General features: G+C 52.9%; 11 protein-coding genes and 2 pseudogenes. 8 read left to right on the top strand and 5 right to left on the bottom strand.

The annotated features are described in order from the left end of the window. From ccoG to BZJ17_RS16355, 3 genes are all read left to right on the top strand, one after another. Positions 1 to 987: cytochrome c oxidase accessory protein CcoG (ccoG, locus tag BZJ17_RS16345; RefSeq protein ID WP_108743841.1), on the top strand; the 987-nt coding region annotated here is incomplete at its 5' end. Between the two features lie 90 nt (positions 988 to 1,077). Then, the gene (locus BZJ17_RS16350; protein WP_077641441.1) at positions 1,078 to 2,058 is read left to right on the top strand and encodes a serine/threonine protein kinase; all 981 of its coding nucleotides are present in this window, start codon (positions 1,078 to 1,080) and stop codon (positions 2,056 to 2,058) included. A 29-nt stretch (positions 2,059 to 2,087) separates the two neighbouring features. Further along, entirely contained in the window at positions 2,088 to 2,789 is a 702-nt protein-coding gene (locus tag BZJ17_RS16355; RefSeq protein ID WP_241836835.1) for a thiol:disulfide interchange protein DsbA/DsbL, read from the top strand. Here BZJ17_RS16355 and BZJ17_RS16360 read toward each other — a convergent pair whose 3' ends face one another. After that, a complete protein-coding gene (locus BZJ17_RS16360; RefSeq protein WP_077456662.1) occupies positions 2,790 to 4,313 on the bottom strand; it encodes a YifB family Mg chelatase-like AAA ATPase in 1,524 nt (507 codons plus the stop codon). Positions 4,314 to 4,796: 483 nt separating this feature from the next. On the opposite strand from BZJ17_RS16360, the gene ilvG reads away from it, so the two are divergent. The 5 genes and pseudogenes from ilvG to ilvA all read left to right on the top strand — a co-directional run bounded on the left by ilvG (position 4,797) and on the right by ilvA (position 10,939). After that, positions 4,797 to 6,443: an acetolactate synthase 2 catalytic subunit gene (gene ilvG, locus BZJ17_RS16365; protein WP_077456660.1), complete on the top strand. Its 1,647-nt coding sequence runs from the start codon at positions 4,797 to 4,799 to the stop codon at positions 6,441 to 6,443. Beyond that, entirely contained in the window at positions 6,443 to 6,700 is a 258-nt protein-coding gene (ilvM, locus tag BZJ17_RS16370) for an acetolactate synthase 2 small subunit (RefSeq protein WP_069588069.1), read from the top strand. The genes ilvG and ilvM overlap by 1 nt, the downstream gene beginning before the upstream one ends. Before the next feature lie 14 nt (positions 6,701 to 6,714). Beyond that, positions 6,715 to 7,522: pseudogene (locus BZJ17_RS16375) on the top strand (branched-chain amino acid aminotransferase). 19 nt (positions 7,523 to 7,541) lie between these two features. Next, entirely contained in the window at positions 7,542 to 9,383 is a 1,842-nt protein-coding gene (gene ilvD, locus BZJ17_RS16380) for a dihydroxy-acid dehydratase (protein ID WP_077479878.1), read from the top strand. Between the two features lie 2 nt (positions 9,384 to 9,385). After that, a complete protein-coding gene (gene ilvA / locus BZJ17_RS16385; protein WP_077641442.1) occupies positions 9,386 to 10,939 on the top strand; it encodes a threonine ammonia-lyase, biosynthetic in 1,554 nt (517 codons plus the stop codon). Between the two features lie 50 nt (positions 10,940 to 10,989). Here the strand turns inward: ilvA and BZJ17_RS16390 are convergent, their stop codons facing one another. The 4 genes and pseudogenes from BZJ17_RS16390 to BZJ17_RS17255 all read right to left on the bottom strand — a co-directional run. Then, positions 10,990 to 11,358 (bottom strand): helix-turn-helix transcriptional regulator, encoded by a 369-nt coding sequence (locus tag BZJ17_RS16390; RefSeq protein ID WP_077456654.1) that lies wholly within the window; start codon positions 11,356 to 11,358, stop codon positions 10,990 to 10,992. Between the two features lie 187 nt (positions 11,359 to 11,545). After that, a complete protein-coding gene (locus tag BZJ17_RS16395; protein ID WP_069588077.1) occupies positions 11,546 to 11,917 on the bottom strand; it encodes a helix-turn-helix transcriptional regulator in 372 nt (123 codons plus the stop codon). A 280-nt stretch (positions 11,918 to 12,197) separates the two neighbouring features. Further along, positions 12,198 to 14,036, bottom strand: a complete 1,839-nt coding sequence (gene glmS, locus BZJ17_RS16400) for a glutamine--fructose-6-phosphate transaminase (isomerizing) (protein WP_069590698.1) — start codon at positions 14,034 to 14,036, stop codon at positions 12,198 to 12,200. Between the two features lie 9 nt (positions 14,037 to 14,045). Beyond that, positions 14,046 to 14,274 (bottom strand): annotated as a pseudogene (locus BZJ17_RS17255) (XRE family transcriptional regulator); the annotation flags it as partial.

Consider the following 14,274-nt stretch of genomic DNA (forward strand, 5'->3'; position numbering starts at 1 on the left):
AAGCAAGACTCATTAAAAATGACTCCCGATCTGGCCGTACGCAAAACTGCGAAACACGCGGCATGGTGGGCAGTCTCCTTAATTACGGGCATGACCTTTGTCGGCTATTTTGTCCCCATGCGCGAGTTGGCGGTGGACTTAGTCACCTTCGATACCAGTTTCTGGGTCGGTTTTTGGGTGATTTTCTTTGCCGCCTGTACTTACGGAAATGCGGGTTGGATGCGCTCGATTATGTGTATTCATATGTGTCCCTATGCACGTTTCCAATCTGCCATGTTCGACAAAGACACTTTTATTGTCGGCTATGATGTCGAACGGGGTGAAAAACGTGGCCCACGCCCACGTAAAAAAGATCCCAAAGAGTTGGGGCTGGGCGACTGTATTGACTGTAATTTATGTGTTCAAGTCTGCCCAACCGGCATCGATATTCGCGATGGCCTACAGTATGAATGTATCAACTGTGGCGCCTGTATCGATGCCTGTGACCAAACCATGGACCGCATGGGCTATGAACGCGGACTGATAAGCTATACCACCGAGCATAAGCTTGAAGGGAAGAAGACGGCAGTTATGCGACCCAAACTGGTCGGTTATGGCGTCGTTATGACCATTGTCACGGCCATGTTTATCTACTTAGCCATGTCCGTGATGCCCATGGAATTGGATGTCATTCGTGACCGTAACCAGCTTTATCGCGTCAACAATCAAGGACTGATTGAGAATACCTACACGCTGAAAATCCTCAATAAGACCCAAAGTGATGAAACCTATACCCTCTCGGTTAAAGGGCTAAAAGACGTGCAATGGTACGGCCCACAAACCGTTAAAGTGCAAGCGGGAGAAGTGTTCTCACTGCCCATCAGTTTAGGCGTAGACACCTACGAGATGACCCAACGCATTGCTGACATCACGTTTGTCATGGAGCGTGCATCGGGCGACAAACAAAAAGAGGTCCAAGCGGAAAGCCGCTTTATTACAGACCTTTAATCAGCCACCCAACTGATTGGTAACAAGGGCGCATGCAGCGCCCTTTTTATTTGTTACCATGACACTTCTGTGCTGAATGAGTAGCAAACCATGACTGAACTTGGCTTTGATTTTCACGCCCTCACCCCTGAGCATCAACTGGATGCCATTGAGTCGGTAGGGATTTACCCACAATCGGGTTTACTTGCACTGAACAGCTACGAGAATCGGGTTTACCAATTTGTTGCCGACGATAGCAAGCGCTACGTGGTGAAGTTTTATCGCCCTGCGCGCTGGATAGACGAGCAAATTCTTGAAGAACATGCGTTTTGCCAAGAGTTAGTCGACGCAGAGGTTCCCGTCGTTGCCCCACTTGTTCGCGAAGGGACCAGCTTGTTTCATTTCAACGGCTACCGTTTTGCATTGTTTCCCAGCGTGGGTGGGCGCAACTTTGAAGTCGATAACTGGGACCAGCTCGAAGCGGTTGGCCGCTACCTTGGCCGTATTCACCAAGTCGGTGCCGCTCGACCTTTTCAGGCACGTGCGCGATTTGATCTCGACACCCACCTCTACCAACCTCGCCAAGCATTGACTCATGCGAGCCTGATCCCTGATGGGATTAAATCGACCTTTTTCTCCGATCTTGACCGATTGATCGATGCCATTAGCGAAAGATGGCATACCAACTGGCCGATTATCCGTTTGCACGGCGACTGCCATCCCAGCAATATTCTATGGCGCGATGGCCCGTTATTTGTCGACTTTGACGACACCCGTAATGGCCCCGCGATTCAAGATCTGTGGTTGTTTTTAAACGGCAGCCGTGCCGATCAGCTAGCCCAACTCGATACCCTTGCCGACGGCTATCGTGAGTTTAGTGAATTTCCCGCTGACCAATTGCAACTGATCGAGCCATTACGTGGTCTGAGAATGGTGCACTATATGGCGTGGTTAGCAAAACGCTGGCAAGACCCGGCATTTCCACGTGCATTCCCTTGGTTTGCTGAGGCAAAATACTGGGAAAGTCAGGTGCTTGCTTTTAAAGAGCAGCTTGCCGCCTTACAAGCGCCATCGCTTACCTTGTACCCGTAAGCGTTCAACCGATAACGGAGAGTCATTCAATGATGCTGAAAAAACTGCTTCCTATCTTGCTCGTACTCGGCCTTGCGGCCTGCTCTGAGCCTGAAACCGTCGAGTCGACAAGCCAACAGGCCACGACGCAAAACCAAACCCAAACTGAGCCAGCAGAAGCAATCGACGTCCCCGCCGCCAAACCCGGCCGCTTCAAGGCGGGAGAGGATTATCAAATCCTAGACACCGCAGCGACCGACACCCCAACGGTGACCGAGTTCTTCTCGTTTTACTGTCCGCACTGCTTCCAATTTGAGCCACTGGTTCAGCAGTTGAAGCAGCAAGTGCCTGATAATGCCAAAGTAGTGAAAAATCACGTTTCTTTCATGGGCGGCAACATGGGTGAAGTGGTCACACGCGCCTATGCAACCGCCGTGGTCTTAAACGTTGAAGACACCATGATCCCGGTGATTTTTGACCGCATTCATGTGGCCCAAAATGCGCCTAAGTCGCTAGATGACGTTCGCCAGATGTTTGTCGACAACGGTGTCGACGGCAAAGAGTTCGATTCGGCTTACAACAGTTTTGCCGCCAACTCGATGGCCAAACGATTTGATCAATCTTTTGAAAAAGCCGGCCTACGCGGCGTGCCTGCGGTGATCGTGAACGGTAAATATCACGTGACACCGAAAACCGTCGAAACCCCTGAAGAGTACTTCCAACTGATTAACTTCCTGTTAAGCCAGAAGTAATCAACTGACTTGGGCGTTGAGATGGCGAAGTAAGCCATCCATCGCCCGATATCCTAAGGCCTCAGCAAGGTGAGGGCGGCTTATCACCTCCGCTTCGGCCAGATCGGCAATCGTCCTCGCCACTTTAATGATCCTATGGTATGCCCGCACCGACAGTCCTAATCGATGCAATGCCTGTTCGAGAAATGCGGCATCCGCCTGCGCAAGCTGACAATATTCCTCCATTTCGCGATTGCTGAGTAACGCATTCACTTTCCCTTGCCTCGCCAACATACGCGCACGGGCACACGCGACTCTTTCCCGTACCTTTGCGGTTGATTCACCACGGTCGCCACCGCTCGATAGCATCCCGCGCGGCAATGCCGGGATCTCAATTGACATATCAAACCTATCCAGCAAAGGGCCAGATAAACGCGCCAAATAGCGCAACACTTGCTGTGGATTAGAGCGCGCCAACTCGCCTTCATGATGGCCTGTCGGGCTCGGGTTTAATGCGCCAATCAACTGAAAGCGGGCGGGGAAACGGGTTTTACCGTTAGCACGCGAGATAATAATTTCACCCGACTCCAGCGGTTCGCGAAGCGCATCGAGCACACGACGCTCAAATTCTGGCATTTCATCCAAAAACAGCACCCCTTGGTGCGCTAATGAGATCTCCCCGGGACGCGGGACCGTTCCGCCTCCGACCAGCGCCGCCATAGAGCTGGAGTGATGAGGACTGCGAAACGGTCGCTGACGCCAGTTTCCCTCATGCAAAGGTTGCTGGGTTAATGACGTGACCGCGGCGGAAGCTAACGCTTCTTCGTCGTTCATGGGAGGAAGCAAGTCGCACAAGCGCGACGCTAACATGGTTTTTCCTGTTCCCGGCGGTCCAACAAACAACAAGTTATGTGAACCACTGGCGGCGATTTCTAACGCGCGTTTGCCTTGCTGTTGGCCGATGATGTCACGTAAGCAGCGGGTTGGCGCCGGCGTCGTATCACTATGTGGTGTCGCGTTAAGCTGCAAACTCTGTTGGCCAGCTAGGTGCTGACACACTGCGATTAAATCGGGCGCTGACACGTGGCGCTCGCTGTCCACCAACGCCACTTGGCTAGCGTTATCATCAGGAACCACGAGCGCACGCTGCGCTTTTTGGCTGGCAAGTGCAGCTGGTAATGCCCCTTTGACGGGGCGCAACTGCCCGGATAACGCCAGCTCACCGAGAAACTCAAATTCATGCAGCCGTTTCGCTGGAATTTGCCCGGAGGCGACCAAAATGCCAAGCGCGATAGGCAAATCAAAACGCCCTCCTTCTTTCGGTAAATCCGCCGGTGCTAAATTGACAGTAATACGCCGTGATGGGAATTCAAAATTGGAGGTCACAATGGCACTTCTGACCCGATCGCGCGCTTCTTTGACCGTGGTTTCCGGTAACCCCACCAGCGCAAACCCTGGCAATCCATTGGAAATGTGGACTTCAACCGTCACATTGGGAGCCTCTACCCCGACACACGCTCGGCTATGCACAATCGCTAGCGCCATGACTCTATCCTGCCATTACTATGAAACCTTGCGCTTATGGTGACGAGAGAATTTGTGATTCAGAGTAATTTTTTCTTGTCATGCGAGTGAGGTCTGTGATACCACTACAAATGCACAACAATTAAACATGAGACTCGGCGCTAGATCGAGTTCATGACTGACCTGTAACAAGCAGGCGCAAACAAAAACATAATTAACAAAACGCCCAAAAATGGGCGACTAACGACAAGAAAAGACAGACAAATGCCAAACTTCGCTACCGTCCTCATTATTCGCCTTATCGTGGTCATTCTACCGCGAGGGGTGTAGGTACGCGAAACACAGCAGCAAACATCGCAACCAAGCCCCCGCACCCAACCAGGTTCGGGGGCTTTTTTCATTCATGTGGCCAAGCCACACAAAAACGGAAGCAGAAAAAATGGAGAGCGCAGACACTGACTATTCGCACACCTGCCCTCCCCGCTCATTCGGGGAGGGGCGACGATGACAGGTGCACAATGGGTTGTGGAAGCCTTACGTAAGCAAGGCGTTGAAACGGTATTTGGTTATCCCGGTGGCGCCATCATGCCAGTCTATGATGCGCTATACGACGGCGGCGTCGAACACATTTTATGTCGCCATGAACAAGGCGCTGCCATGGCCGCCATCGGTTATGCTCGTGCTAGCGGGCGTCCCGGCGTCTGCCTAGCGACCTCTGGCCCCGGCGCGACGAATCTGATCACCGGATTGGCCGATGCCATGATGGACTCCGTCCCAGTGGTCGCCATCACAGGCCAAGTGGCCAGCCCATTAATCGGCACGGATGCTTTCCAAGAAATTGATGTCTTAGGTTTGTCTTTGGCCTGTACCAAACATAGCTTTTTGGTCACAGATCCCGCTGACCTCACCGCCACGCTCGAAAAGGCGTTCGTCGTGGCACAATCAGGCCGCCCGGGGCCTGTGTTAGTCGATATTGCTAAAGACGTACAGCAAGCGCTGATCCCTGCGCCCCGTGAGGCCTCAGTGCCTGCGCCCACCGGCGTCCCTCTGGATGCTGTCGCGCTCGAACATGCCAATGCGCTTATCCAAAAAAGCGAGCGCCCTATGCTGTATGTCGGTGGTGGCGTGGTGTTAGGCAAAGCAACGGCGGCGCTTCGTGACTATCTTACTCGCAGTCAAATGCCCGTTGTCAGCACCCTTAAAGGGCTAGGCACCGTCAACAAAGACTACCCGCACTATTTAGGCATGTTGGGTATGCACGGCACCAAAGCCGCCAACCTTGCGGTACAGCAATGTGATTTGTTGATTGCTGTCGGGGCCCGTTTTGATGATCGCGTCACCGGGAAGCTCGATACCTTTGCTCCTCACGCAAAGGTAGTACATGTGGATATTGATGCCGCAGAATTAAACAAGCTGCGCCGCGCACAAGCACCGGTTTGCGCAGAGCTGAATGCCGTCTTACCCAAGCTCGCCACGCCCCACACCTCACCAGCATGGCGAGAGCAAGTACACCACTGGCAACAGCAGCATGCATGGCGTTACGACCATCCCGGCGATGCCATTTATGCGCCCGCGCTACTGAAAACCTTATCAGACAGCATGCCGGAACAAACCGTGATCGCCACCGATGTCGGTCAGCATCAAATGTGGGTCGCCCAGCATGTGACGCCTAGCGAGCCCGAAAACCTATTGACCTCGGCAGGACTTGGCACCATGGGATTTGGTTTACCCGCCGCGATGGGTGCGAAGATCGCACGCCCCCACGATGAAGTGGTACTGGTGACCGGTGATGGCTCATTTATGATGAATATCCAAGAGCTTGGTACCTTAAAACGCCGAGGCATCGGCGTGAAAATCATCCTGCTCGACAATCAACGCTTAGGCATGGTGCGCCAGTGGCAACAGCTCTTTTTTGATCAGCGCTACAGCGAGACCAATTTATCTGACAACCCTGATTTTCTCACCTTAGCGCGCGCCTTTGACATACCGGGACACCGTATCCGCTGCAAAGAAGAAATACATGCTGGGCTGACCATGATGATGGGCCATCCCGGTCCTTACCTGCTACACGTTGCTATCGATGAAATGGAAAATGTTTGGCCGCTGGTGCCACCCGGTGCGGCCAACCAACAAATGATGGAGCAAAGCTGATGACACAACACCAATTTTCGATTCACGCTACCCACAGTCCAGAATTATTGGAGCGCATCTTGCGCGTGATCCGTCACCGTGGTTTTACCGTGCGTCAGCTCAATGTCTCCATGCCCACAGCGGCGGGCGAGGTAATCTTTGACGTGACCGTCGAAAGCCAACGCGCGATCGAGACCTTGCGACCACAACTGACTAAGCTATGGGACGTGGTTGAGGTACTCACTCCCTCAACCCAATCACATTCCCTACGCGCATAAAAAAGGAAAATAACATGTCGACAAATACCGCTGATTACATTTGGTCTAACGGTGAAATGATCGCTTGGCAGGATGCCACTGTGCACGTACTGACTCACGCGATGCATTATGGTACCTCCGTCTTTGAGGGGATCCGTTGTTACGACACCCCAAACGGCCCGGTGGTCTTTCGCCATCGTGAGCATATGCAGCGCTTAAAAGACTCTGCCAAAATCTACCGCTTCCCGATCCCCTTTAGTGTCGATGCCCTAATGGAAGGGTGCCGTGAAACCCTGCGCGTTAACCAACTACGCTCAGCATATATCCGTCCATTAGGCTTTGTCGGTAACGTGGGTTTAGGCGTTTGTCCGCCTGTAGATACAGAAATGGATGTCATCATTGCCGCGTTCAGTTGGGGCAGCTACCTCGGTGAAGATGCGCTGGCCCAMGGCGTGGATGCGATGATCTCAAGCTGGAACCGCGCCGCCCCAAACACCATCCCCACCGCCGCTAAAGCTGGCGGAAACTATTTATCCCGCCACCAGCGCGATTTTGCCAGGGATCACCCGTGACTCGATCATCACCCTTGCAAAAGAGCAGGGCTACACCGTGCGCGAAGAGCCGATTGCACGCGAAGCGCTTTATCTGGCCGATGAGGTGTTTATGACTGGCACCGCGGCCGAGATTGTGCCCGTACGTAGCGTCGACCAGATCACGGTCGGCGAAGGCCAACGAGGCCCGATCACCGCCGCGTTACAACAAGCCTTTTTCGGCTTGTTTGATGGTACCACCGACGACAAATGGGGCTGGCTTGACCCCGTTAACCCTCAGCACAGCGAATAAAGGCAAAGGAGCCGTAATTATGCCAACCTATCGTTCCGCTACTACCACCCACGGTCGCAACATGGCAGGGGCGCGCGCGTTATGGCGCGCCACTGGCGTCAAAGATGACGACTTTGGCAAACCCATTATTGCCGTGGTGAACTCCTTTACCCAGTTTGTTCCCGGTCATGTCCATCTCAAAGACATGGGCCAGCTGGTGGCGAAAGAAATCGAGCAAGCCGGCGGTATCGCCAAAGAGTTCAATACCATCGCGGTCGATGACGGTATCGCTATGGGTCACGGCGGCATGCTCTACTCGTTGCCTTCGCGCGAGATCATTGCCGATTCCGTGGAGTACATGGTCAATGCGCACTGTGCCGACGCCATGGTGTGTATTTCTAACTGCGACAAGATCACTCCGGGCATGCTGATGGCCGCTATGCGCCTGAATATCCCGGTAATCTTTGTGTCGGGCGGCCCCATGGAAGCGGGCAAAACCAAACTGTCCGATCAAATCCTCAAGCTCGATTTGGTCGATGCCATGATGCAAGGCGCCAATCCGGACGTCTCCGATGAGCAAAGCGAGCAAATCGAACGCTCCGCTTGCCCAACCTGTGGCTCGTGCTCTGGCATGTTTACCGCCAACTCGATGAACTGTTTGACCGAAGCGCTGGGGCTGAGCCAGCCGGGTAATGGTTCCATGCTCGCCACCCATGCCGACCGAGAGCAATTGTTCATCAACGCCGGTAAACGCATTGTGGGCCTGACCAAGCGCTACTACGAGCAGGACGATGACAGCATCTTGCCACGCAATATCGCCAATCGCGCCTCGTTTGAAAATGCCATGGCGCTGGATATTGCCATGGGTGGGTCCACCAACACGGTGTTACACCTACTCGCCGCCGCGCAAGAAGGCGAGATTGATTTTGATATGGATGACATCGATCGCATGTCTCGCCAAGTGCCTCACCTTTGCAAAGTCGCGCCGTCAACCCAGCAATATCATATGGAAGATGTGCATCGTGCTGGGGGTGTGATGGGCATTCTTGGGGAACTGCAGCGCGCGAACCTGCTCAATGTCAAACAACAAACCGTGCTGGGGATGAGCCTCGAGGAACAGCTCGCCCAGTATGACATCATGCAAACCGATGATGAGGACGTGAAGTCTTTTTATCGCGCCGGTCCCGCAGGCATCCGTACCACCCAAGCGTTCTCGCAACGTTGCCGTTGGGATACCCTGGATGATGATCGCCAATCCGGGTGTATTCGTGCCCATGAATACGCCTTTAGTCAAGACGGCGGCCTTGCCGTGCTACAAGGCAACATCGCCTTAAACGGCTGCATCGTCAAAACCGCAGGGGTGGATGAGAGCATACTGACCTTTGAAGGTCCCGCGGTCGTGTTTGAAAGCCAAGACAGCGCGGTAGATGCCATTTTAGGTGGCAAAGTGAAAGCGGGTGATGTGGTGGTGATTCGCTATGAAGGCCCGAAAGGTGGCCCAGGTATGCAAGAAATGCTGTACCCGACCACCTACTTAAAATCGATGGGATTGGGTAAATCCTGTGCCCTGCTGACCGATGGTCGCTTCTCCGGGGGGACATCTGGGCTGTCCATCGGTCATGTTTCGCCCGAGGCAGCCAACGGCGGCACCATCGCCTTAGTCGAAGATGGCGATCGGATTCGTATCGATATTCCTAGCCGCGAAATCAGCCTGCTGGTGGATGAAGCCACTCTCGCCACTCGCCGTGCTGAGGTGAACGCACGCGGTTGGAAGCCTAAAGACCGCCAACGCCAAGTCTCCTATGCGCTAAAAGCGTATGCCAGTCTCGCCACCAGTGCCGATAAAGGTGCAGTACGCGATCGCAGTAAGTTGGAGGAATAACCATGCAACAGGCGCAAACGTCACCCGAACAACCCATGGATGGCCCGGATTACTTAAGGAATATTTTACGTGCGCCTGTCTATGAAGTGGCGACTGTCTCGCCACTTCAGGCCATGAAGCGACTCTCTGAACGCTTAGGTAATCAGGTTCAGCTCAAACGTGAAGACCGTCAGCCCGTGCACTCATTTAAGCTACGCGGCGCGCATAACATGATGGCGCAGCTGACAGAGACGCAGAAAAAAGCGGGCGTGATCGCTGCATCAGCGGGTAACCACGCCCAAGGTGTCGCCCTGTCCGGCAATAAACTGGGTATCAAAGCCACCATTGTCATGCCCCGCACCACCCCCGCCATCAAAGTTGAGGCCGTTAAAGGCTTTGGGGGAAATGTAGTCCTACACGGCAATAACTTTGATGAAGCGAAAAGCAAAGCACAAGCGCTGGCCGACCAACACGGCTATACCTTTGTGCCCCCTTTTGATCATCCGCAGGTCATTGCCGGACAGGGCACGATCGGGCTGGAGCTGGTGCAACAAAACAGCCACCTTGATTACATTTTTGTCCCGGTCGGCGGCGGTGGTATTGCTGCCGGTGTGGCGGTGCTTATCAAGCAGCTTATGCCAAATATCAAGGTGATCGGAGTGGAGGCAGAAGACTCCGCATGTCTACGTGCCGCCTTGGATGCAGGCTTTCCCGTCACCTTGGAGCGGGTGGGAACCTTTGCCGACGGTGTGGCGGTTAAACGGATTGGTGACGAATCATTTCGACTGTGTCAGCAATATCTGGACGACAGTATTACCGTCTCAAGTGATGCGATTTGTGCTGCCGTACAAGATATTTTCGAAGACACGCGCGCGATCTCTGAACCGTCAGGTGCCTTGGCACTCGCCGGTCTCAAGCATTATGTAGATAAGCACCAACTACAAAACAAGCAATTGGGTGCGGTCCTGTCGGGTGCCAACACCAACTTCCACTCACTACGCTACGTGTCTGAGCGTGCTGAATTAGGAGAGAAACGTGAAGGCCTACTGGCGGTGACTATCCCCGAACAAACCGGTGCATTTTTACAGTTTTGCGATATCCTCGGTGGCCGCGCGGTTACCGAATTTAACTACCGCTATGGCGACGACCAGTTGGCCAATATTTTTGTTGGGGTACGTTTACTGGGCGGGCAAGAAGAGCTCGACAGTATTCTGCATGATTTGCGCCAAGCCGGTTATCCGGTCGAGGACTTATCTGACGATGAGATGGCCAAGGTACACGTACGCTACATGATTGGTGGGCGACCCTCGGTGCCGCTTAACGAGCGCCTGTATAGCTTTGAGTTTCCGGAATACCCCGGGGCATTACTGCACTTTTTGCAAACCTTGGGCACCCACTGGAACATTAGCTTATTCAACTACCGCAACCATGGCTCAGATTATGGCCGTGTGCTGTGTGGATTTGAGCTTGGCGAGCAGGACTTACTCGCGTTTACCGCCCATTTGCGTGAACTGGGTTATGCGTGGAAGGACGAAACGGCTAATCCAGCCTATCGCTTCTTTCTCTCTCGCCGTTAAGCGAATAAAACAAAAAGGCCCGACAGGGGATGTCGGGCCGATAACAGAGGTTAGACGCGCTTATCTGGCGAGAGTGATACCAGATACTCGGCAATCGATAAGGCATTATCCATCACCGTTTGGCGCGCCACTTGAGGCAACTGGCTTAACAGACTGGTCAGAGCCGCTAAATCATCGCGGTGAGAGAAGGCAATATCTCGCTCGTCTGTTTCACCGTAAATAAACCAATTAAATGGGCGACCAGTGATCTCTGCAATCGTGATGAGCGCGAGAATCTTAGGATCGGTCTTTCCCGACTCCACATCCAAGTAGGTTTGGCGCGCCACATTCAAACGCTTCGCCATGTCTACTTGGGTTATTTTACTGAATTCCCGTGCTTCACGGATCCGTTGCGCCATGCGCGCTGTCGAAATCACCATGGTCCATGCCTCATCTCTGTTACCCGGGCCGTTTAAACATCGGCTCCCGTCACATCACCGACCTTGCATTATGCATGGCTCGGCGGGCCTATCATGGGCGTTGTCATCGATAGTGTGATGCTACGCTGCTGATGCCTACCTCAGTAAGCAGGCACTTACCCGCATATCTAATCAGGCAGGCAGGCCTTTAGGCACGCTGTGCGGCCTTAGAATAGTTCACCAAGAATGAGGCCATGTTCACGCTCTGGTTCAAGATCGCCGTACGTGCTTCATGCGGTAAACGAGAGAAGTGCTCCAACAAGCGGTTCACATCTTGCTTGTACTGCACATCGTGCATCTCGACATCTTCATCGCCATACACAAACCAAACTAATGGACGTTCAGTCAGCTCAGCGATGTTCGACAACATGCGTACACGCGGTTCGGTTTTACCGTTTTCGATATCCAAGTAAGTTTGACGTGCGACATTGAGTAGCTTAGCCATTTTTACTTGAGTGATCCCTTTCCACTCACGGGCTTCTTTGATGCGCTTAGCGACTTGGTTTTTAGAGTCAATCATTGCTTCCTCTCTACAACTTATCAATGTTGGTACTTGTCCATCGACTATGCACAATGCAGGCCAAGTTATTAGACAGGACTAAAAGCAATAAAAATCATAAACTTATGGTATAGAACAGCGTTCTGTTTGTATTTTCAGGCGGGATGCCTGAGATTAAGTGCAAAATGATTTGCATTTTGCAAAATGTATCACTGCAGATCGCATTTTTGTAGCAAAACGGCAGTAATTGATAAAAGATCAACCACGCTCCTAGTCAGAGCGTGGTGAATGTTAGGCAGGTTTACTCTACAGTAACGGCTTTAGCAAGGTTACGAGGTTGGTCGACATCCGTGCCTTTAATCAAGGCCACATGATACGACAGTTGCTGCATCGGGATGGTGTAGAACACCGGGGCGATGATGTCATCCACGTGTGGCATGGCGATAATGTTCATCCCCTCTTCCGGTGTAAAGCCGGCATCTTGATCGGCAAACACATACAGTTGACCACCACGAGCTCGGACTTCTTCGATATTGGATTTAAGCTTTTCCAACAGCTCATTATTCGGAGCAATCACAATCACTGGCATGTCGGCATCAATCAGCGCCAGTGGACCGTGCTTTAGCTCACCAGCGGCATAAGCCTCAGCGTGAATGTAAGAGATTTCTTTTAGCTTTAGCGCGGCTTCTACAGCAATCGGATAAAACTCACCACGCCCTAAGAACAGTGAGTGATGCTTGTCGGCAAAGTCTTCCGCAAGTTGCTCAATGGCTTTATCAAAGGTCAGCGCTTGCTCGATGCTTGAAGGCAGATGATGCAAGGCATCGACAATCTCACGCTCTTTTTCGTATCCGATGGTGCCCTGCATTTTACCCAGTGCGGTGACCAACATCAGCAGGGCAGAAAGCTGGGTGGTAAAGGCTTTGGTCGATGCAACACCGATTTCTGCGCCCGCGCGCGTCATAAATGCCAGATCGGATTCACGTACCAACGAGGAGCCCGCCACGTTGCAAATGGTCATGGTGGCCATATAGCCACGCTCTTTGGCCAAACGCAGCGCTGCTAGCGTATCTGCGGTCTCACCAGACTGCGATAAGGTGATCAATACACTGTTCGGACGGGTGACAAACTGGCGATAGCGAAACTCTGACGCGATTTCCACATCACAGCTTATCCCTGCCAGCGATTCAAACCAATAACGCGCCACCATGCCCGCGTTATACGAAGTACCACAGGCAATGATTTGAATATGCTGCGCTTTAGCAAGAATATCGCTAGCACCGTTACCAATCGCATCCACAATCACATGATCGTTGCCCAAACGCCCTTCCATGGTATTGGTAAGCGCAGTCGGTTGCTCGTAAATCTCTTTTTGCATGTAATGGCGATATTGGCCTTTGTCCGCCGCGTCGTACTGGGCGCTTGCTTCATGCACTTCACGCTCAACCGGCGTACCTTCTTGGTTGTAAATCACCACTTCACGACGACTAATATCCGCTACATCGCCCTCTTCAAGGTAGATAAAGCGACGAGTGACATTGAGCAGTGCTAGCTGATCAGAGGCGAGAAAGTTTTCTCCCACACCCAGGCCAATCACCAATGGGCTGCCTGAACGAGCCGCAATCAAACGCTCAGGTTGGTTTTTATCCATCACCACAGTGCCATACGCGCCTTCAAGCTGACTGACCGTGCGCTGGAAGGCGGCAAGGAGATCGCCACATTGACGACGCTCCCAATCAACGAGGTGAGCAATCACTTCGGTATCGGTTTGGGAGTGGAATTGATAACCACGCGCTTGCAATTGTTCGCGCAAGCTGTGGTGATTTTCGATAATGCCGTTATGCACAATGGCAATATCATCGCCAGACATGTGTGGGTGCGCATTGGCTTCGCTTGGCTCACCGTGCGTTGCCCAGCGCGTGTGCGCAATCCCTGTGCCTCCCGCAGGGTTGGCGTCAGCCACTGCGTCCGAGAGCGCCGCCACTTTACCCAGTCGGCGTAAACGCGTCATCTGCCCGCTCTTTGTATCGGTAATGGCGACCCCTGCTGAGTCGTATCCGCGATATTCTAAGCGACGTAAGCCTTCAACCAGAATTTCTGCCACATCACGCTGCGCCACAGCGCCTACAATTCCACACATAGTGAGTCCTTATACATTGTCTACACAGATAACGTCTGTGCCGGTTTGTTCTATCGCGCGCCGAGTGTCTTCATCCAACGCATTATCGGTGATCAAGGTGTCGATACTGGACCACGCAAGCTCCAAGTTAGGGATCCGACGGCCAATTTTTTCAGACTCGATCATCACCACCACCTCTCGTGCGACCTCCGCCATCACGCGAGTCAGGCCCGTCATCTCGTTAAAGGTGGTCGTACCG

Source organism: Salinivibrio sp. IB574 (assembly GCF_001996205.1).
Classification (GTDB): domain Bacteria; phylum Pseudomonadota; class Gammaproteobacteria; order Enterobacterales; family Vibrionaceae; genus Salinivibrio; species Salinivibrio proteolyticus.